General features: G+C 64.6%; 21 protein-coding genes. 20 read left to right on the forward strand and 1 reads right to left on the reverse strand.

Annotated features, from left to right (window positions below; genetic code table 11):
- Window positions 1-214: 214 nt before the first annotated feature.
- The 20 genes from tsf (at window position 215) to QMC81_10080 (ending at window position 19,295) form a co-directional block, all read left to right on the forward strand.
- On the forward strand, window positions 215-820 hold the full coding sequence (gene tsf / locus QMC81_09985) for a translation elongation factor Ts (protein ID MDI6907794.1): 606 nt from the start codon (window positions 215-217) through the stop codon (window positions 818-820).
- A 3-nt stretch (window positions 821-823) separates the two neighbouring features.
- On the forward strand, window positions 824-1,555 hold the full coding sequence (gene pyrH / locus QMC81_09990; protein MDI6907795.1) for a UMP kinase: 732 nt from the start codon (window positions 824-826) through the stop codon (window positions 1,553-1,555).
- Window positions 1,548-2,102, forward strand: coding sequence for a ribosome recycling factor (gene frr, locus QMC81_09995; GenBank protein ID MDI6907796.1), 555 nt, complete (start codon window positions 1,548-1,550; stop codon window positions 2,100-2,102). The genes pyrH and frr overlap by 8 nt, the downstream gene beginning before the upstream one ends.
- Window positions 2,103-2,105: 3 nt before the next feature.
- Window positions 2,106-2,333 carry a PASTA domain-containing protein gene (locus QMC81_10000; protein ID MDI6907797.1) on the forward strand — a complete coding sequence of 76 codons (228 nt, stop codon included), beginning with the start codon at window positions 2,106-2,108 and terminating at the stop codon, window positions 2,331-2,333.
- A gap of 150 nt (window positions 2,334-2,483) precedes the next feature.
- Complete coding sequence (locus QMC81_10005; GenBank protein MDI6907798.1) at window positions 2,484-3,260, forward strand: isoprenyl transferase; 777 nt, start codon at window positions 2,484-2,486, stop codon at window positions 3,258-3,260.
- Between the two features lie 2 nt (window positions 3,261-3,262).
- Window positions 3,263-4,042: a phosphatidate cytidylyltransferase gene (locus QMC81_10010; protein MDI6907799.1), complete on the forward strand. Its 780-nt coding sequence runs from the start codon at window positions 3,263-3,265 to the stop codon at window positions 4,040-4,042.
- Window positions 4,039-5,115, forward strand: coding sequence for a sporulation integral membrane protein YtvI (ytvI, locus tag QMC81_10015; GenBank protein ID MDI6907800.1), 1,077 nt, complete (start codon window positions 4,039-4,041; stop codon window positions 5,113-5,115). The genes QMC81_10010 and ytvI overlap by 4 nt, the downstream gene beginning before the upstream one ends.
- Before the next feature lie 17 nt (window positions 5,116-5,132).
- A complete protein-coding gene (locus tag QMC81_10020) occupies window positions 5,133-6,305 on the forward strand; it encodes a 1-deoxy-D-xylulose-5-phosphate reductoisomerase (protein MDI6907801.1) in 1,173 nt (390 codons plus the stop codon).
- A complete protein-coding gene (rseP, locus tag QMC81_10025; protein ID MDI6907802.1) occupies window positions 6,302-7,330 on the forward strand; it encodes an RIP metalloprotease RseP in 1,029 nt (342 codons plus the stop codon). The genes QMC81_10020 and rseP overlap by 4 nt, the downstream gene beginning before the upstream one ends.
- Before the next feature lie 19 nt (window positions 7,331-7,349).
- Window positions 7,350-8,417 (forward strand): flavodoxin-dependent (E)-4-hydroxy-3-methylbut-2-enyl-diphosphate synthase, encoded by a 1,068-nt coding sequence (gene ispG / locus QMC81_10030; protein MDI6907803.1) that lies wholly within the window; start codon window positions 7,350-7,352, stop codon window positions 8,415-8,417.
- Window positions 8,418-8,519: 102 nt separating this feature from the next.
- Entirely contained in the window at window positions 8,520-10,229 is a 1,710-nt protein-coding gene (locus QMC81_10035) for a proline--tRNA ligase (GenBank protein MDI6907804.1), read from the forward strand.
- An 85-nt stretch (window positions 10,230-10,314) separates the two neighbouring features.
- Window positions 10,315-11,676: a nodulation protein NfeD gene (locus tag QMC81_10040; protein MDI6907805.1), complete on the forward strand. Its 1,362-nt coding sequence runs from the start codon at window positions 10,315-10,317 to the stop codon at window positions 11,674-11,676.
- Between the two features lie 81 nt (window positions 11,677-11,757).
- Window positions 11,758-12,531, forward strand: a complete 774-nt coding sequence (locus QMC81_10045) for an SPFH domain-containing protein (protein MDI6907806.1) — start codon at window positions 11,758-11,760, stop codon at window positions 12,529-12,531.
- Window positions 12,532-12,761: 230 nt separating this feature from the next.
- Window positions 12,762-13,736: a GTP 3',8-cyclase MoaA gene (gene moaA / locus QMC81_10050; protein ID MDI6907807.1), complete on the forward strand. Its 975-nt coding sequence runs from the start codon at window positions 12,762-12,764 to the stop codon at window positions 13,734-13,736.
- 223 nt (window positions 13,737-13,959) lie between these two features.
- Window positions 13,960-15,063 (forward strand): bifunctional diaminohydroxyphosphoribosylaminopyrimidine deaminase/5-amino-6-(5-phosphoribosylamino)uracil reductase RibD, encoded by a 1,104-nt coding sequence (ribD, locus tag QMC81_10055; protein ID MDI6907808.1) that lies wholly within the window; start codon window positions 13,960-13,962, stop codon window positions 15,061-15,063.
- A gap of 33 nt (window positions 15,064-15,096) precedes the next feature.
- The gene (locus QMC81_10060) at window positions 15,097-15,756 is read left to right on the forward strand and encodes a riboflavin synthase (protein MDI6907809.1); all 660 of its coding nucleotides are present in this window, start codon (window positions 15,097-15,099) and stop codon (window positions 15,754-15,756) included.
- Window positions 15,757-15,790: 34 nt separating this feature from the next.
- Window positions 15,791-16,999: a bifunctional 3,4-dihydroxy-2-butanone-4-phosphate synthase/GTP cyclohydrolase II gene (locus QMC81_10065; protein MDI6907810.1), complete on the forward strand. Its 1,209-nt coding sequence runs from the start codon at window positions 15,791-15,793 to the stop codon at window positions 16,997-16,999.
- 52 nt (window positions 17,000-17,051) lie between these two features.
- Window positions 17,052-17,513 (forward strand): 6,7-dimethyl-8-ribityllumazine synthase, encoded by a 462-nt coding sequence (ribE, locus tag QMC81_10070; GenBank protein ID MDI6907811.1) that lies wholly within the window; start codon window positions 17,052-17,054, stop codon window positions 17,511-17,513.
- An 18-nt stretch (window positions 17,514-17,531) separates the two neighbouring features.
- Window positions 17,532-18,002: a YbjN domain-containing protein gene (locus QMC81_10075; protein ID MDI6907812.1), complete on the forward strand. Its 471-nt coding sequence runs from the start codon at window positions 17,532-17,534 to the stop codon at window positions 18,000-18,002.
- 150 nt (window positions 18,003-18,152) lie between these two features.
- The gene (locus QMC81_10080) at window positions 18,153-19,295 is read left to right on the forward strand and encodes an FAD/NAD(P)-binding oxidoreductase (protein MDI6907813.1); all 1,143 of its coding nucleotides are present in this window, start codon (window positions 18,153-18,155) and stop codon (window positions 19,293-19,295) included.
- 19 nt (window positions 19,296-19,314) lie between these two features.
- Here QMC81_10080 and QMC81_10085 read toward each other — a convergent pair.
- Window positions 19,315-19,989, reverse strand: a 675-nt coding sequence (locus tag QMC81_10085; protein ID MDI6907814.1) for an ABC transporter permease, incomplete at its 5' end; no start/stop codon positions are given.

Below are 19,989 nucleotides of genomic sequence, written 5' to 3' on the forward strand. Positions count from 1 at the left end.
CGCGCCGTACGACTCCTCACATCCCGGATGGCCGACGCCGTCATTGAAGGGCGGCAGGGCGAGCAGACACCGGTCAATGACGAGGATGTCCTGGAAGAAGAGTAGGGGCGAAAACCCCTACTTTTTTGTTGACGGACTACACTACATCGTTTTAGGTTATAATGGAAAACAGGAGTTTTTCTGCGGAAAATTTTGGCACAGGGGGAGCATCAGCGTGGAAGTATCGGCGAAAATGGTCAAGGAACTGCGGGAGAGAACGGGCGCCGGGATGATGGATTGCAAGAAGGCCCTGATGGAAACCGGCGACATGGAGAAGGCCATTGATTTCCTCCGCGAGAAGGGTCTGGCCGCCGCGGCGAAAAAGGCCGGGCGGGCCGCTTCCCAGGGCCTGGTTGACAGCTATATTCACGGTGCCGGCAGGATCGGCGTATTGATCGAAGTCAACTGCGAGACCGACTTTGTTGCGAAGACCGACGACTTCAAGGCCCTGGTCCGGGACCTGGCGATGCAGGTGGCCGCGGCGCGGCCGGAATATGTGGCGCGGGAGGAAGTCCCGGCGGCGGTCATCGAGCACGAGCGGAGCATTCTCCGCGCCCAGGCCCTGCATGAAGGAAAGCCGGAAAAGATTGTTGAAAAAATGGTCGACGGGCGGCTGGAGAAGTTCTTCAAAGACAACTGCCTTTTGGAGCAGCCGTTCATCAAAAATCCGGACGTAACGGTGCAACAGGTTGTAACCGAAGCGATTGCCAAGCTCGGAGAAAACATCGTCGTCCGGCGGTTTGCCCGCTTTGAGCTGGGCGAGGGCCTGGGGCAGGAGTAATAAATGATTGCGGCCAAGTATCGGCGGGTGATCCTGAAGCTCTCGGGGGAGGCCCTGGCCGGTGACCAGGGCTACGGCATCAGCCCCGAGGTAGTGAACTTCATCGCCTCCGAGATCCAGGACGTGGTTCAGACTTTCCGGGTGCAGATGGCCATTGTCGTCGGCGGCGGAAACATCTGGCGCGGTGTGGCCGGCAGCGCTAAGGGAATGGACCGGGCCACGGCGGACTACATGGGAATGCTGGCGACGGTGATCAATTCCCTGGGCCTGCAGGATGCCTTGGAGAAACTCGGAGTGGACACCAGGGTGCAGGTGGCCATTGAGATGCGCGCCATCGCCGAGCCTTACATCCGCCGGCGGGCCATCAGGCACCTTGAGAAGGGCCGGGTGGTGATCTTTGCCGCCGGTACGGGGAACCCCTACTTTTCGACCGATACCACGGCCGCGCTCCGGGCGGCGGAGATCGAGGCCGAAGCGATTCTGATGGCCAAGCGCGTCGACGGGGTTTACGACGCCGATCCCCTGGTGCATCCGGAGGCCCGCAAGTTCGAGCGCTTGACTTACATTGAAATGCTGAACATGGGGCTTGGCGTAATGGATGCCACGGCCGCATCTTTATGTATGGAAAACACCATCCCGCTGGTGGTCTTCAGCATGCGCGAGGCGGGGAACATCCGGCGGGCGGTGCTGGGGGAGAAGATCGGAACTTATGTGGGGGTGAGAAAAGATGCGTGAGCTTATTAACACGGCCGAGGGGAATATGAAGAAGACGATCGATGTAGTCCGCAAGGACTTTGCCTCCCTGCGCGCCGGGCGGGCCACCCCGGCGTTGCTGGACAAGATCCTCGTGGACTACTACGGGACCCCGACGCCGATTAATCAGCTGGCCTCGATTTCCGTGCCCGAACCCCGGATGCTGGTCGTGCAGCCCTGGGATAAGGGCGCCATCGGCGAGGTGGAGCGGGCGATCATGAAGTCCGACCTGGGCATCAACCCGGTAAACGACGGCAACGTTATCCGGCTGAAAATACCGGAACTGACGCAGGAGCGCCGCCAGGAACTGGTGAAGGTGGTCCGTAAGAGGGCCGAGGAGGGCCGGGTGGCGGTGCGTAATATTCGCCGGGAGACCATTGAACAGCTCAAGGCCCGCCAGAAAGAGGGAGTCATTTCCGAGGACGACCTTCGCCGGCACCAGGATGAGGTACAGAAGCTCACCGACCGTTACATTAAAGAAATCGACGGCTTAGTGGCGGCCAAGGAAAAGGAAATCACGGAGATGTAGTTCATGGACTGTCCGGATGTCCTTGGCCTGGAGCTTGCCGAAGCACGGGAGCTTTTACAGGCGGCCGGTTTCACCGTGCGGGTGGTTGCTACGGGCCCGCCACGGGGTGGGGTGGGCGGTCCGGAGCGTGTGCTGCGGGTGGCCCGGACAGAGGCGGACGTCGTCGAACTGGTGGCGGCCCCCCAGGGCTGGGAAGAGCATAACGGGCGGCCGGTTCAGTCCGCTGGTTGAGCACCGCAGTTTATCGGCGCTTCGCGGCCACGACAATTCTTTATGGACTCGAGAATGGGGACGCCCTTCGGGGACGAGGGGCGTGCCCGGACAGCATGTCGCGGTACCCCCCCGGATCGGGGGGGTTTTATATAATCGAGGGGGTCAGTCATGGCTAACGGGCAGAGTCAAAGGCCCGAAGAGGAAGAGCGGTTGGCCGTTTCCCTGGGGCTTGATCCTCATCGGCTTCCGCTGCACATTGCGATTATCATGGACGGCAACCGCCGCTGGGCTGAGCATAGGGGGCTGTCGGCCGGCGAGGGCCACCGGGCGGGTGCGGAATCTCTGCGTGACGTCGTACGCTTTTGCGGCGAACTGGGGATACCCTTTTTGACGGTGTACGCCTTTTCTACTGAGAACTGGAAGCGGCCGGAGGACGAGGTCCAGGCCTTGATGCATCTTCTGGTGGAGTACCTGGCGCGGGAGGTCGACGAGCTGGATGCCAACGGCGTTCGCGTGCGCGCCATCGGCCGCCTGGCAGAGCTGCCCGCCGCCGCGCAACTGGCCCTGGCCGCGGCCGAGGATCGAACGGCGGGGAACGGTCACCTCACCCTTACCCTTGCCCTGAATTACGGGGGGCGCGCCGAACTGGTGGACGCCGCGCGGCGTCTGGCGGCCGACGCCGCCGCCGGGCGGCTGTATCCCCAGGCCATTGACGAGGAGACCCTGTCACAGTGCCTTTATGCGGGGGATATTCCCGATCCGGACCTGCTCATCCGGCCCGCGGGGGAGTTTCGGGTGTCGAACTTCCTGTTATGGCAGATCGCCTATGCCGAGTTCTGGGTAACACCGGTGCTGTGGCCGGACTTCCGGCGCCAGCACCTTACCGAGGGTCTCCTTGAGTATCAGCGGCGCGAACGCCGGTTCGGGGGGCGGACAAAGTGCTAGGGATGAGGGTGCTCACGGCTCTGGTCGGCGTACCGGCATTGCTCGCCGTCGCCTGGGTGGGCGGGCCGGCGCTCCTGGTCCTGCTGGCGGTGCTGGCAGTCCTGGCGGCCGAAGAGCTGTGCCGCCTGTTGCGCAAGGACCGCCCGCACAGGGGCCTTGCTTTTGTGGGAGTCTTAGCGCTTCTGGCCGGCGCATATTTTCTTGAAGGGGACTTTCCGGGCTTTCTACCGGCCGCATTGTTATTACTCTACCTGACGGCAATGGTCCTCTTTTTCCCGCGTTTTAACGGGCGGTCCTTCTGCTCCACGCTGGTCGCTGCGGGGTATCCCGCGCTGTTGGCCTACCTCTATGTCCTGCGCGTGCGGCCGGACGGGTGGGAATGGGTCCTATTCACGCTGCTTGCCACCTGGGCCTTTGATACTCTCGGCTACTTTGTGGGACTGACCCTTGGACGGGTGCGCATTACCCCGGGACTCTCGCCGAAGAAGAGCCTGGAGGGCCTGATAGGGGGGCTGGCGGGGGCGGTCCTGGTGGCCTATGTTTTCTCGCTGGTCACGGGGGCCGGGCCGCTCGCCCTGCTGCTTGTCCTGGGCTTCGCGGTCGCGGTCGGTGCGCAGGTCGGCGACCTGGCGGCCTCGGCCTTCAAGCGGTTCGCCGACGTTAAGGACGCCGGCCGGCTGCTTCCGGGCCACGGAGGGGTGCTTGACCGCTTTGACAGTTTACTTTTTTCGGCCCCCCTGGCCTATTTTCTAATTAACCTGCTGGGAGTGAAAATGCCGTGAGCGGTGTTTCGCCGCGACTGCAGCGCGTGGTCTGGACGGCGGCGGCCGTATTACTGGTGGCCGCCAACGCCGTCCTGCTGGCCCGGGTGGCGGGATTCGCCCTGCCCATCCTGGCGCCCTTTATTGTTGCCGCTCTGGCGGCGCTGTTCCTAGAGCCGGCGGTACGCTTCTTCCATGTGCGCCTGAGGTTTCCGCGTTTCCTGGCGGCCCTGACGGCGATCCTACTTACGGTGGGCAGCCTGGGTTTGTTGGTGACATTGGGCATCCTGCGCCTGATCGCCGAACTCGGGAGCCTTTCCAATGCGCTGCCGGCCTATGTGGCTGCGCTGCGCGCCTTCGCGGAAGGCCTGATCAGCCGGGGGATAGTCTTCTACGGCCATCTGCCGCCCGCGGTGAGCGACTACGTTGACAACGCCGTTAAGGCGGCCAGCCAGAGCGTTGAATCGGGGCTGGCAACGGTCGTGAACGGTGTCTTGGCGGGCCTGGGCAAGCTCCCCGGCGCCTTTTTCATCGCCCTGATTATCCTGCTGGGCACCTATTTCTTCAGCCGGGACCTCCAGCCGATGAAGGAATTGTGGCTGCGGTGGCTCCCCGGTACCTGGGGCCGGGACAGCCTGGACGTCGCCCGGCAGGCTTTTAACGCTTTCCGGGGCTACCTGCGGGCGCAGGCGGTCCTGGTTTCGATCAGCACGGCCGTCGCCATAACCGGCCTGGTGCTGATCGGCTCGCCGTATGCGGTCAGCCTGGGTCTCCTGACGGGTTTCTTCGACCTTATCCCAGTGCTGGGGCCGAGCACAGTCTTTGTGCCCTGGATTGTATGGTCGGTTTTGACAGGGGCCACCGGCTTCGCGGTGAAACTGGGGATCGTCCTGGGAATCATCCTCGTGTTACGGCAACTCCTGGAGGCGAAGGTCATCGCGATGAGCCTCGGAGTGCACCCGCTGGCCGTCCTGGCGGCGATGTATATCGGCCTTAAAACCCTGGGGGTGCTCGGCCTGGTTATAGGACCGATCCTGTTGATTATCATCCAGGCCGCGGTGAAAGCCTACCTTAAATCACGTAGTGGACTATAATAAAGCTGGAGGAACACATGACCGGAAGGAAAAAGCGCATCAGTGTCCTTGGGAGCACGGGATCCATCGGCCGGCAGGCCCTGGATATTGTGGCCGCCCATCCGGAAAGGCTGCAGGTGGTCGGCCTCGCCGCCGGGAGGAACTGGGAAGCGTTGCTTGAACAGTGCCGGCGCTTCCGGCCGGAGGTGGCGGCGGTGGCGACGACCGCGGACGCCGCGCGGCTGAAGGCGGAACTTGGCCGGAAGACCGAGGTCGTCTGGGGGAAAGAGGGCCTGAAGGCGGTGGCCGCCTGGCCGGCGGCGGACACCGCCCTGGTGGCCGTTTCCGGCACGGTCGGCCTGGAGCCGGTTTTGGCGGCCGTCGCCGCGGGAAAAGACATCGCCCTGGCCAACAAGGAGACGCTGGTTGCCGGCGGTTCCCTGGTGACCGAAGCCGTGCGGCTGGCGGGAGTCCGGCTCTTGCCCGTTGACAGCGAGCACTCCGCCATTTGGCAGTGCCTGGAGGGCCGGCGGCGGGATGACATCGCGCGCGTCATTCTTACCGCCTCGGGCGGGCCGTTTCGTACTCTGCCGCAAAAAGAACTGGCCCGGGTACGAGCCGCCCAGGCTTTGCGCCATCCGACATGGCGGATGGGCCCCAAGATTACGGTTGACTCGGCGACCCTGATGAACAAGGGCCTGGAGGTTATCGAGGCGCACTGGCTGTTTGAGATGGGTTACGACGCCATCGAAGTCGTCGTTCATCCCCAGAGTATTGTTCACGGCCTGGTGGCTCTGGCTGACGGGACGTTGATTGCCTGCCTGTCCGCGACCGATATGCGTCTCCCAATCCAGCACGCCCTGAGCCACCCGGAACGCTGGCACGCCCCGGTGCCGGCAGTGGACCTGGCATCGCTGCAGGAACTGACCTTCGAGATGCCTGACCGGGAGCGTTTTCCGAGCCTGGACCTGGCCTATGCCGCCGGACGCACCGGGGGCACGGCCCCGGCGGTGCTCAACGCGGCCAACGAAGAAGCAGTGCAGGCCTTCTTACACGACGTCCTCGACCTGCCCGGGATCCCGAAGGTAGTGGCGTCCGTCCTGGATGAGCACGACGTAGTCGCCCAACCGGACCTGGAGGCCGTCCTGGCGGCCGACGCCTGGGCCCGGCGAAGGGCGGCGGAGATCATCAAAGAGGTGGTAAAGAGTTGACAACCTTCGTGGCGGCGGTCTTCGTCTTCGGGCTGCTGATCTTTATCCACGAACTCGGACACTTCCTTGTCGCCAAGCGGAGCGGCATTCTGGTACACGAGTTTGCCCTCGGGTTCGGGCCGAAGCTGGCCGGCATAAAGCGGGGGGATACCCTTTACAGTATCCGGGCCTTCCCTCTCGGCGGTTTTGTACGCATGGCGGGAATGGATCCCAACGAGGATGAGGCGAAGATCGGACCAGGCCGCAGTTTCAAGGAAAAGCCTGTCTGGAAGCGTATGGCCGTGATTTTTGCCGGTCCGCTGATGAACCTGGTTCTCGCCGCGGTTCTGCTGGCTGTGGTCTTCCTTTTCCAGGGCCTGCCCATGGCGACGACCACGGTGGGTGAGGTCCTGCCCGACCGGCCTGCTCTCGCCGCGGGCGTGCGGCCGGGCGACCGTATCGTGGCCGTGGACGGCGCCCCGGTGCGGACCTGGGCCGAGACCTCGACGAGGATCAGCGAGGGCACCGGACGGGAGATCGCGCTGACCGTCGAACGCGGCGGGGAACGCCTCGTTCTGCGGGTCAAGCCCATGGAGGTGGATGGGCGGGCGGTGATCGGCATCCGCCCGATGGTGGAGCCTCGCCCGGTAGGCGTGGTAACGGCCCTGGGCGAAGGCGTGCGCTATACGTGGTGGTTTATCACCCTCATCTTCGGCTTCATCGGGCAGATGCTCTTCCACCAGACGCCCGCCGAACTGGCCGGGCCGGTGCGGATCGTGGCCGAGATCGGTGACGTCGCGAACCGGTTCGGTTTCTTGGCCCTGTTGCAGCTGGCGGCCTTCCTGAGCGTGAACCTGGGCCTTTTCAACCTTTTCCCGATTCCGGCCCTGGACGGCAGCCGCCTGATGTTCCTGGCATGGGAGGGCATAAGCGGCCGGCCGGTGAACCCGGAGAAGGAGGGCTTCATTCACCTCATCGGCTTCGGACTGCTGTTGGTCCTGATGGTCGTGGTCACCTACAACGACATCATGCAATTGATAATGTGAGCGGGGTCTTACCGTGGGAGTGATCGAACGCCGCCGGAGCCGCCCCGTACAGCTCGGCCGGGTGCAGGTCGGGGGCGGGGCGCCGATAGCGGTACAGTCCATGACGAACACCGACACCCGGGATGTCGCCGCCACCGTCGCCCAGATAAGGGAACTGGCCGCCGCGGGGTGCGAGATCGTCCGGTTGGCGGTTCCTGACAGCGAAGCGGCTGCGGCCCTGGCCCGGATCAGGCGCGAGGTGCCCGACGTGCCGCTGGTGGCCGATATCCACTTCGATTACCGCCTGGCCCTGGCCGCGCTGGAGGCGGGGGTGGACGGGCTGCGGCTGAACCCGGGCAACATCGGCGGACGGGCAAAGGTGGAGGCCGTCGTCCGGGTGGCTGCCGAGAGAAGGGTGCCCATCCGTATCGGGGTTAACGCCGGATCCCTGGACCGCCGCCACCTGCAGGCGCACGGTGGCGTCACCGCGGCGGCGATGGTCGCCAGCGCCCTGGAGCATATCGCCATACTGGAGGATCTGAATTACCGGGACATAAAGGTTTCCCTCAAGGCGAGCGATGTGATGCTCACCGTCGAGGCCTACCGGGAACTGGCGCGCCGGGTCGATTACCCCCTGCACGTGGGGATTACGGAAGCGGGGACCATGCGCGGCGGTCTGGTGAAGTCGGCCGTCGGCATCGGCATCCTTCTCGCCGACGGTATCGGGGATACCATCCGCGTTTCATTGACCGCGCCCCCGCGCTACGAGGTGTGGGCGGGCTACGAGATCCTGAAGGCGCTGGGGTTGCGCCGCCGGGGCGTGGAACTGATCTCCTGCCCGACCTGCGGGCGGACCGAGATCGACGTCATCCGCCTGGCGAACGAGGTGGAGGATCGCCTGCAGGGCGAGACGCGCCCGCTGAAGGTGGCGGTGATGGGCTGCGTGGTCAACGGGCCCGGCGAGGCCCGTGAGGCGGACGTCGGCATCGCCGGCGGGCGCGGGGTGGGTCTGGTCTTCCGTAAAGGCCGCCCGGTCCGTACCGTTCCCGAAGACAAGCTGGTTGAGGCCCTGATGGAGGAGATAAGGAAACTTGAAATTGGCAATTAGAAATTGGTAATGGGGAATTATGGCTTGATACGTAAGGACCCCCTAATTATCAATAGTTTCCAATTTCTAATTTCTAATTTCCAATTATAAGGAGGGTTTTTCTTGCGCGCGTTGCAGTACTGGGCTCCCACCCTGCGCGAAGTCCCGGCGGAGGCCGAGGTTGTAAGTCATCAGCTGCTGCTGCGGGCGGGCTTCATTCGCAAGGCGGCGGCCGGAATGTATACCCTGCTGCCCCTCGCCCACCGGGTGATCACGAAGATCGAGAACATCATCCGCGAGGAGATGAACCGTGCCGGCGGGCAGGAGATCCTGATGCCGATCATGCAGCCGGCGGAACTCTGGCAGCAATCCGGACGCTGGGAGGTCTACGGCCCTGAACTTATGCGCCTCAGGGACCGTCACGGGCGGGACTTTTGCCTGGGACCGACGCACGAGGAGATAATCACGGAGCTGGTAAAGAACGATGTGCGCTCCTACCGCCAGCTTCCGCTGTTGCTCTACCAGATTCAAAACAAATACCGCGACGAGCGCCGGCCCCGGTTCGGGCTGATGCGCGGCCGGGAGTTCATCATGAAGGATCTCTACTCCTTTGACCGTGATGAAGCCGGGCTGGATGTGAGCTACTGGAAAATGTACCGGGCCTACGAGCGGGTATTCGCCCGCTGCGGCCTGGCCTTTCGTCCCGTCGAGGCCGACTCCGGGCCGATCGGCGGTTCGGGCTCCCACGAGTTCATGGTCCTGGCGCAATCCGGGGAGGCCACCATCATCTACTGTCCCAACCCGGACTGCGGCTACGCCGCCAACGTGGAAAAGGCCTTCAGCAGGTCGGACTTGCCTGAGAAGGAGGAGACGCCCGCCGCGTTGGAGACGGTGGCGACGCCGGGGATGAAAACGGTGGACGACGTAACGGCCTTCCTGGGCATGGATGCCAGGCGGATCATCAAGACGATAATCTATGAGACCGAGCGCGGACCGGTGGCGGCCCTGGTCCGCGGCGACAGGGAGGTCAACGAGGTCAAGCTTCTCAACGCCACCGGAACCGTGCGCCTGGAGCTGGCCGGTCCGGAGACCGTAAGCCGCCTGACCGGGGCCCCCGTGGGTTTCGCCGGCCCGGTGGGGCTTTCCGGCGTGACCCTCTACGTTGACGAGGAGGTAGCGGCCGGGGCGAACTTTGTGGCCGGGGCCAATAAGGCCGACGCCCATTATGTGAACGTCAACCCCGGCCGGGACTTCCCGTTGACCCACGTCCTCGACCTGCGCCTCGTCAGGGCCGGGGAGCCCTGCATCAAGTGCGGCGCCCCCCTGGAGGCGACGCGGGGGATCGAAGTCGGGCAGGTCTTCAAGCTGCATGAAAAGTACTCGCGGGTCCTGGGAGCGACCTTCCTTGACGAGGACGGCCAGGAGAAACCCTTCGTGATGGGCTGCTACGGCATCGGCGTTACGCGGACCATGGCCGCCGCCGTCGAGCAGAACCACGACGCCGACGGGATCATCTGGCCGGCGTCCATCGCTCCCTTTGCCGCCGTGGTCGTCCCGGTGAACATGCGGGATGACACCCAGGTCCGCCTGGCGGAGAACGTGTACCGTCAGCTCGGGGAGGCCGGGATCGAGGTCCTCTTGGACGACAGGGAGGAGCGCGCCGGGGTGAAGTTCAAGGACGCCGACCTGGTGGGTTACCCGGTGCGGATCACGGTCGGCAAGACGGCGTCCGAGGGCCGGGTGGAGGTAATGCACCGTCGCACCCGCCAGACTCGCGTGGTGGACCAGGCGGACGCCGTTGCCGCGGTACAGGATTGTCTTAAAGAGAATTAAGCGTAAGCAGGTCCGATTTAACTTTTAGTGGACATTGGTTTATTATTTATTTGGGTGGTATGTCATAGAGTGAAGGAAGAGGGGGGTGGCTTTTACGGCAACGCGGGTCCGAGCGGTGCTGGCAGGTCTCGCCCTGGGCCTGTTCCTGCTGGCGGGAATGTTCGGCGGCCTGCCCGGGGGAGCCTGGGCCGCCTCCAGGACCGGAGATGTTCTGGTACTTTCTGTCGACGGGCCGATCGTGCCGGTGGTGGCGCGGTACGTCGAGAAGGGGCTTGAAAAGGCCGCCCGGGAAGGCTGCCAGGCCTGCATCGTCGAACTGAACACTCCCGGCGGGCTTTATGACACCACCCAGGAGATCGTGCAGTCCATTCTGAACTCCCGGGTCCCCGTCGTGGTCTACGTCCACCCTGCCGGGGGCTGGGCTGCGTCGGCCGGGACCTTCATCACCATCAGCGGCCACGTCGCCGCCATGGCCCCGGGCACCCGCATCGGCGCCGCCCACCCGGTGGGGGTGCAGGGAGAGGAGATCGAGGGCGTCCCCGCGGAGAAGATTACCGAGGACGCGGCGGCCTGGGTGCGCAGCATCGCCTCCATGCGCGGCCGTGACGCCGACCGCGCCGAGGCCGCGGTCGTCCGGTCCCGCTCCTATACCGACGAGGAGGCGCTGAAGTATCGCCTGGTGGACGTCCGGGCGCGCGACATGTCGGGATTGCTGACGGCCGTTGAAGGACGGCAGGTCAAACTGATCGACGGACGCGAGGTCACTTTGCACACCGCCGGGGCTGACGTGGAACACCTGCCCATGAGCGGCCTTGAGCGCTTCCTGCTGACGCTGGCCGATCCCAACATAGCCTACATGCTGCTTTCCCTGGGCATGCTGGGGCTGATGATCGAATTATTCCACCCGGGAATCCTTTTTCCCGGGGTGGCGGGGGCGGTGGCGACAATACTCGGTTTATATTCCCTCGGAACGCTTGATGCCTCGTGGAGCGGCATCCTGCTGATCATCCTGGCCTTCGGCTTCTTCATCGCCGAGGTCTTCGTGCCGAGCTTCGGGCTCCTGACGGTCGCGGGCCTTGTCTCCCTGGTGACCGGGTCGGTTATGCTCTTTACCGAATCCGGTCCCATGACCCCCCTGAACTGGGGCGTCATCGGTGTCGTGGTGGCCGCCGTTGCCGCCTGCATGATCCTCGTGGGGCGCGCGGTGATCAGGGCCCACCGGCGCAAGGCCGTGACCGGCGCCGAGGGTCTGGTGGGTGCGGTGGGGGAAACCATAGCCGCGCTCGAGCCGTGCGGAGAGATCCTCCTGGAAGGGGAGCGCTGGCGCGCGGAGAGCCTGGAAGGGGCGATCCCGCCCGGTGAACGGGTCGAGGTGGTACGCCTGGAGGGGCTCAAGGTTTACGTCCGGCGGCGTGACGGACGGAACACGGGCGGATCCGGAGGATAACGCCGCCCGCACAAGTTCGTTCCTTTGCCGCCGCGGCGCATTACATAACTAACAGTTTAAGGAGGTATGCCGGTGTTCAGTATAGTGACATGGTTTCTTGTCCTGGCCGTTGCGGTCGCCATCCTGAGTTCGGCGATCCGCATCGTGCAGGAATACGAGCGGGGGGTTATCTTCCGGCTTGGACGCTACGTAGGGGCCCGCGGACCGGGACTCTTCTTCCTGATCCCGGTCATCGAGCGCATGCAGAAGGTGGACCTGCGCGTCGTCACCCTGGACGTGCCCACCCAGGAGGCGATCACAAGGGATAACGTGACGGTCAAGGTCAACGCCATCATCTACTTCCGGGTCGTCGACCCCGGCAATGCGGTCCTGAAGGTCGTCGACCATATCCGGGCGACCTCCCAGCTTGCCCAGACCACGCTGCGAAGCGTGCTGGGCCAGTCGGAGCTGGATGAACTGCTGGCGCACCGGGAGCAGATCAACCAGCGCCTGCAGAAGATCATCGACGAGGGTACCGAGCCCTGGGGTGTTAAGGTGTCTCTGGTCGAGGTCCGGGACGTCGAACTGCCGCAGTCGCTGCAGCGTTCCATGGCGGCACAGGCGGCGGCCGAGCGGGAGCGGCGGGCGAAGGTCATCCACGCCGACGGCGAGTACCAGGCCTCCGAGAAGCTGGCCCAGGCCGCCGCGGTAATCGCGTCCCAGCCGGCTGCGTTGCAGCTGCGTTACCTTCAGACCCTGACAGAGATTTCCAGCGAGCGTTCGAACACCATCGTCTTCCCCATTCCGATCGAGCTGATGCAGAAGTTCATGCAGCAGTTCACCGGCCCTTCACCGAAGGAAGGCGAGCAGAAATAGCCGTTGCCGTGCCCGACGGAAGGGGATCCGTCTGGACAAGGCGAAATTGATCAGTGATGGCACATACTATAATGGATGGGAGTTGCGGGGCGGTTAAGGGCCCGCCCCGGGCCGTCCGGAAGGGTTGGTGTGCGACCGCCGGTGAACGAGCAAGAAAACCGGGTTCCACTGAACGGGCCTGGTTTTCTTTTTCGGTCCCGGAGACGGACAAGGGGGAGAGGGGCTGTTTCATGCTGGACAAGTTCGAGCGTGCGATAACCTACCTGCGCATCTCGGTCACCGGGCGCTGTAACATGCGGTGCTTCTACTGCCGGCCCGGCGGCGGCGGGGAACCGGGCGAGCCCGGACTTCCCGCCGGCGATATCGTGCGTATCGTGCGTGCCGGAACGCGGGTGGGGATCCGTAAAATACGGCTGACCGGCGGCGAGCCCCTGGTCCGGCCGGATATCGTGTCCCTGACGGCGGCGCTGTCGGCCCTGCCCGGCATCGATGACATTGCTTTAACCACCAACGGGGCACTCCTGGCAAGGTATGCGCAAGAGCTTAAGGAGGCCGGACTGCGCCGGGTTAACATCAGTCTCGATACCCTCCGCCCGGAGCGCTTCACGTCAATTACCCGCGCGGGGCGCTGGCAGGACGTCTGGAGCGGAGTCGAGGCGGCACTGGTCCACGACTTCTCGCCCGTAAAGCTCAACGTCGTCGTCCTGCGCGGCCACAACGAGGACGAGGTCGCCGACTTCGCCCGTCTCGCGAGGGAATACCCGCTGCACGTGCGCTTCATTGAGCTGATGCCGATCGGCGAAGGCAGCGCCTTTACGAGTGAACTCTACGTTTCAGCCGATGAAATCTGGGGCAGGCTCCGCGATTATGCCGGGGCGCTGGAGCCCGTCGGCTCGGTCGGCGGCAGCGGCCCGGCGCGTTACTGGAAGCTGCCCGGCGGCCGGGGGACGATCGGGCTGATCGCGCCGCTTTCCGGTTATTTTTGCCCGTCGTGTAACCGCATGCGCCTTACGGCCGCAGGCACCTTAAGGCCCTGTCTCTGCCAGGGGGAGGAGATCGATGTCAAGCCGCTCCTGGCCCGCGGCGCCGGCGACGATGAATTGGCGGCCCTGATGACGCGCGCTATCGCCGCAAAACCGAAGGGCAACCCGGAACACGAGATCGCGCCGGTGACCGACCGGCTGATGTCCCAGATCGGCGGCTAAGGCCGCCGTGGATGATCGGGGATCTCCTCCCGGGCGACTTGCTGAGCGTGGGCAGGGGATCCCCGGCCTGCGGTCCCCCGTAAAGGACGCTTTGGTTGACAGCCTTCGACCCGCTATCTATAATCGAGACCAGAGAAACAGACATTTTGGCTGCGTGCGCAGCGTGAAGGACGAGAGGTGTCGGCTCACGCCGGCATTTTCTTTGTCGGCAGGAGGCTCATCCATGGATACCGAATATATGCGCATGGCCTTGGAGTTGGCGGCCCGTGCACGGGGACGTACCAGCCCCAACCCCATGGTCGGGGCCGTGGTCGTGCACGACGGGCAAATCGTGGGGCGGGGCTTTCATGCCCGTGCCGGCCTCCCGCACGCGGAGGTCGAGGCGTTGCGCGAGGCCGGCGAGGCGGCCCGGGGCGCGACGCTGTACGTCACCCTGGAGCCCTGCTGCCACCACGGGCGCACCGGCCCGTGCACTGAGGCCGTCATCGCCAGCGGGGTGCGACGGGTCGTGGCGGGGATGCGCGACCCGAACCCCCTCGTCGCCGGCCATGGCCTGGCCCGGCTGCGCGAGGCCGGGATCGAAGTGACCGAAGGCGTGCTGGCCGAGGAAGCCGCCCGCCTCAATGAGGTCTTTATAAAGTTTATCACCACGCGGCGGCCCTTCGTCGTCGTCAAGGCGGCGGTGAGCCTGGACGGCAAGATCGCCACCCACACCGGCGACGCCCGCTGGGTCACCTCGGCCGCGGCGCGGAGCGAGGGGCACCGCCTGCGCGACACATACGACGCCATCCTCGTCGGCATCGGCACCGTTCTGGCCGACGACCCGTCCCTGACCACCAGGTTGCCGGAAGGGGGCGGCCGCGATCCGGTGCGGGTGATCCTTGACAGCCGGGCGCGGACGCCGGTCGCGGCGAGGGTACTCAGGCAGGAGTCCGCGGCTCCGACCGTCATTGCGGTTACGGAGCTTTCACCGCCCGAACGGCGCAAGGCGCTGGAGGCGGCGGGCGCCGAGGTCTGGATCTGCGGATCCGACCCCCAGGTGGACCTCGACCTGTTGCTGGCCCGGCTCGCCGAGCGCGAGATAACCAGCGTCCTGGTCGAGGGCGGGTCCTCCGTAAACGCCTCTTTCCTGGAAGCCGGCCTGGTAGACAAGGTGGTCTGGTTCATCGCCCCCAAGATCATCGGTGGGCGCGAGGCGCCGGGGGCGGTCGGCGGCAGGGGCCCGGCACGGATGGCGGAGGCCGTGGAACTCGAACGGGTGCAGTGGAGGCCGGTCGGCGAGGATTTGTGCTGCGAAGGGTATCTTAAGAAGAAGGGGTCCGGATAACGGATCTGGAGCAAGGGAAGGAGGCCGGCGCCGGTGTTCACCGGGATCATTGAGGAACTGGGAACGCTCCGGCGTATCGAGCACAGGCCGGATGCCGCGCGGCTGTTGATCGTGGCACGGGAGATCCTGGCCGACGCCCGCCTGGGAGACAGTATCGCCGTTAACGGCGTCTGCCTTACCGTGACCTCTTTGGCCGCCGGCCGGGGTGAATTCATGGCCGACGTCATGGCCGAGACCCTGGCCCGCACGAACCTCGGGGAACTGAAGGCCGGGGACCGGGTGAACCTGGAGCGCGCCATGCGCCTGGGCGACCGCTTGGGCGGCCACCTGGTTTCCGGGCACATCGACGGCGTGGGTCGTATCCTGTCGCGGGAACCGCAGGGCATCGCCGTGGTCTTTACCTTCCAGGCCCCGCCGGAGGTAATGCGCTATGTCATCCGGAAAGGGTCGGTGGCCATCGACGGGATCAGCCTGACGGTTGTCGATCATGGCGCGGATTCCTTCCGGGTTTCGGTCATCCCGCACACCGCACGGATGACCACCCTGGGTTTCAAGGGCCCTGGAGCGACCGTGAACCTGGAGGCCGATATGCTTGCCAAGTACGTCGAGCGAATGCTTTCCCGGGGCGTGGAGCGTCAGGAAGGGGATGGGATGATAACCCCCGAATTCCTGGCGCGCCACGGTTTTGCATAGATCGTCTGCCGAAAAACAGGGGGAGGAACCGGAGTTGGAATTCAAGTTTAATACCATTGAAGAAGCGATAGAGGATTTCCGCCAGGGCGAGATCGTCGTCGCCGTCGACGACCAGGACCGGGAGAACGAGGGGGACCTGATGATGGCCGCCGAGAAGGTCACGCCCGAGGCCGTCAACTTTATGGCCACTCACGGGCGCGGCCTGATCTGCGTTTCCCTTACCAATGAGCGCGCCGATCAGCTTGACCTGCAGCCGATGGTCGTCCATAACACCGATCCGAACGCCACGGCTTTCACGGTTTCGGTGGACGCCGTCGGTACCACGACCGGTATCTCGGCCCATGAGCGGGCGATGACCGTCCGCCGTCTGATCGATCCGGCCACGCGGCCCGAGGACCTGCGCCGGCCGGGGCACATCTTCCCGCTGCGGGCCAAGGACGGCGGCGTCCTGCGGCGGGCCGGCCACACCGAGGCCTCTCTTGACCTGGCGCGCCTGGCCGGCCTCTATCCGGCGGGTATGATTTGCGAGGTTATGAAGGACGACGGAACCATGGCCCGCGTCCCGGAGTTGATCGAATTCTGCCGCCGTCACGGGCTGAAGATCATTACCATCGCCGACCTGATCCGTTATCGCCGCCGGACGGAGAAGCTGGTCCGCCTGGTCGGTACGGCCAAGCTCCCGACGAGGTACGGCGAGTTCATGATTCACGCCTACGAGAGCCTGCTGGACGGCAAAGCCCACCTGGCACTGGTCAAGGGCGAACTCTCGTCGGTCGAGGCGCCGCTGGTCCGGGTGCACTCCGAGTGCCTGACCGGGGATGTCTTCGGTTCCCTGCGCTGTGACTGCGGTGCGCAGATCGCGCGGGCGCTGCGTATGATCGAGGCCGAAGGTGCCGGGGTCCTGCTCTACATGCGCCAGGAAGGCCGTGGGATCGGGATTTTGAACAAGATTCGCGCCTACGAGCTGCAGGACCGGGGGAAGGATACCGTGGAGGCCAACCTGGCCCTGGGGTTCCCGCCTGACCTGCGCGACTACGGCATCGGCGCTCAGATCCTGTCGGACCTGGGCCTGACGAAGATCCGGCTCCTGACCAATAACCCGCGCAAGATCTCGGGCCTCGAGGGACACGGGCTGGAGGTCGTGGAGCGGGTGCCGATCGAGATCCGCCCGAACGAGAACAACGGGTTCTACCTGGCGACGAAGAAGAAGAAGCTGGGGCACATGTTGACCATGACTGAATAGGTGGGGCGTTTGGGAATCCAGTATCTTGAACTATCGGGGAGGTTTTTTAACCATGGGACGGACCTATGAAGGGCATCTAATCGGCGAAGGCCTCAAGTTTGGCATCGTCGTCGGGCGTTTTAACGAGTTTATCACCACGCGCCTGCTCGGCGGGGCCATGGACGCCTTAACGCGGCACGGGGTCGGCGAGGCCGATATCGAGGTGGCCTGGGTGCCGGGGGCTTTCGAAATCCCTCTTGTGGCGCGCCGGATGGCCGCACGCGAGTACGACGCCGTTATCTGCCTGGGGGCCGTGATCCGCGGTGCGACGCCCCACTTCGATTATGTCGCCGGGGAGGTGGCGAAGGGCGTCGCCCGCGTCGGGCTGGAGAGCGGGAAGCCGGTCATCTTTGGGGTTATCACGGCCGACACCATCGAGCAGGCCATCGAGCGTGCGGGTACCAAGGCCGGCAACAAGGGCTGGCAGGCCGCCGAGAGCGCGATCGAGATGGCCAACCTCCTGCGGGCGATATAGGCAGGGGCCGGAAGCATTATGGGACACCTTCTTGAAACGCTGCTCGACTATTTTAGGCAAGAACAATGGGTTTACACGCAGATTGAGGACGAACCCATCCTGCACTCCCTGTTTACCGGGAAGAACGGAAGGCTGCCCTTTATCGCCGAGGTTAAGGAAGACCTGGACATGGTGGTCTTCTACTCCTATTGCCCGGTCAAGACCCCGGAAAACACCCGGGACTCCGTGGCCGAATTTCTGACGCGGGCCAACTACGGCCTGCTGGTAGGCAACTTCGAGATGGACTATTCCGACGGGGAGGTCCGCTACAAGACGGTTATCGCCAGGGCCGGCGACTGCCTGAGCAACGACCTTATAAGCCATTTGGTCTACACGAACCTGGCGACCATGGACAGGTACCTGCCCGGACTTATGGGGGTCATCTACGGCGGGCTCTCCCCGGTACAGGCCGTGGTGCAGGTCGAAGGCGGCCAGACCAACATCAACTAGCGGAAAGCGGTGTTATGTAACATTAAACGGTGGCGGCCCTTAATAAATGATGGGGCTGCCACCTATTTGTCTTTCGCAAGGGGAAGACTAACGCTGGAGACGGCAGGCCGAAGGAGAGCGAACAGCTGAAGAAGGCGGGAGGCAGCGCAAGTGGCAAGGATTGTCGTTCTGGGCGGCGGGACGGGCGGGGCGGCGGTGGCGCGCAGCCTGGCGGCGAAGCTGCCCGCAGGTCATCGGGTGACCCTCGTCGAGAAAGAGGCCGAGGTCTACTTCCAGCCCTCTTTCCTGTGGGTAATGGTCGGGCGCCGCAGGCTTGACCAGATCGGCCGGGCGGTGAACAACCTGCGCGCCGCGGGGGTGGAGGTGATCATTGACCGGGCTCTGGGGATTGATCTCGAACGCCGGCGGCTGCGCCTGGCGGGAGACACCCTGCCGTACGATATTCTCGTCCTGGCGGCCGGCGCCGAGGCCGGCGAACCCGACCCGGCCGGACTCGGCCGCGCCGGCTTTAACCTCTACACTCCTGACGGGGCGAGCGCCGTCAGGGGTGCGATTGAGACCCTGGAGGGGGGTGAGGTGGTGGTGCTGGCCGCCGGAGAGCCCATCAAGTGCCCGCCCGCCCCATACGAAGCGGCCTTGCTCCTGCACAGCTATTTCGCCCGGAAGGGGCGGGGCGAAAACATACGCCTCAGTGTTTACACCCCCGGGACCGCGCCGCTGGCCGTGGCCGGCAAGGGCCCCTCGGATGCCATCGCCGGGGCGTTGGCGGCCCGCGGCATCAGCTTTTACACGGGCCAGCGGCTGGAGAGGGTCGACCCCGGACGCCGCCTGATCCGCTTCAGCGGCGGGGGTGAAGCGCGCTTCGACCTTCTCATATACGTTAGCCGCCACCGTTGCCCGGAGGCCGTCCGTCAGAGCGGTCTGGTGGACGACTCGGGGTGGGTGCCGGTGGACCCCTTTACTTTACGTACCGAGGCCCAGGGAGTTTATGCCATCGGGGACGTTAACCGGGTACGCCTGCCCTCGGGGGATGAGCTCTTCAAAGCCGGAGAGATCGCCCACTTTCAGGGGCTGGTGGTGGCCGACAACATCGCCGCCGGACTTCAGGGACGGGAGCCGCGGCGGCTGTTCGGGGGGAAGCTGGGTTGCGTGTTCGAGACGGGGGATAGTGCCCTGGCGATTGCCGGCAACATCTACCGGCGGCGGCCGAACCTGCTGGTGCTGCCGTCCAGCCGGGGCTGGGTGGCCGTGAAGTGGTTGGCCGAGCGGGAGTGGCTGCGGGAGCACAGTTAACGCGAAACGGCGCCAGGACTTAACCTGCTGAACGGTTGAATTGACGGGCGGCAACGGCGATCAGCGCCAGGGCGAAGATAACGGTTAACGTCAGGCCGGGGAAAATGCGTTCCCATAGCCACCCGTCCACAACGAGGGTGCGCACGGGCGTGACGGCGTAGGTCAGCGGGTTGACATCGGCGATAACCCTTAACCAGGAGGGCATTGCTTCGCGCGGGAAGATGGCGTTGGAAGCAAACATCATGGGCAGGGTGAGGAAGTTCGTCATGGCCATCAGCGCTTCGTGGGAACGAACAACGCTGGCCAGGGAAAGGGAGACGCCGGCCACGCCGGCTGAAAAGAGGCTGATCAAAAACAGGCTCAGGAGCATTCCCGGCAGGCCGGCGGCAAAGTGTACCCCCAGGGACACGGCCACGGCGACGATGACGATGGACTGGAAGACGTTCTGTACGGCGATGCCGGCCATCTTGCCGAGGGGGATGGCGGCGCGCGCGATGGGGGCGGCCATCATGCGGTTGAGGTACCCGGTGCGCCGGTCCCAGATGATCGAGACCCCTCCGAAGACGCCTCCGAAAAGGGATGACATCAGCATAATCCCCGGGGTCATAAAATCAAGATAGCTACCGGTTCCGAGCATGCGGGCGGCGAAGGGGTTGCTGGTCAGGCCGCTCATCATGTTGCCCATCAGGACCAG

Source organism: Thermoanaerobacterales bacterium (genome assembly GCA_030019475.1).
Lineage (GTDB): Bacteria > Bacillota > Desulfotomaculia > Desulfotomaculales > JASEER01 > JASEER01.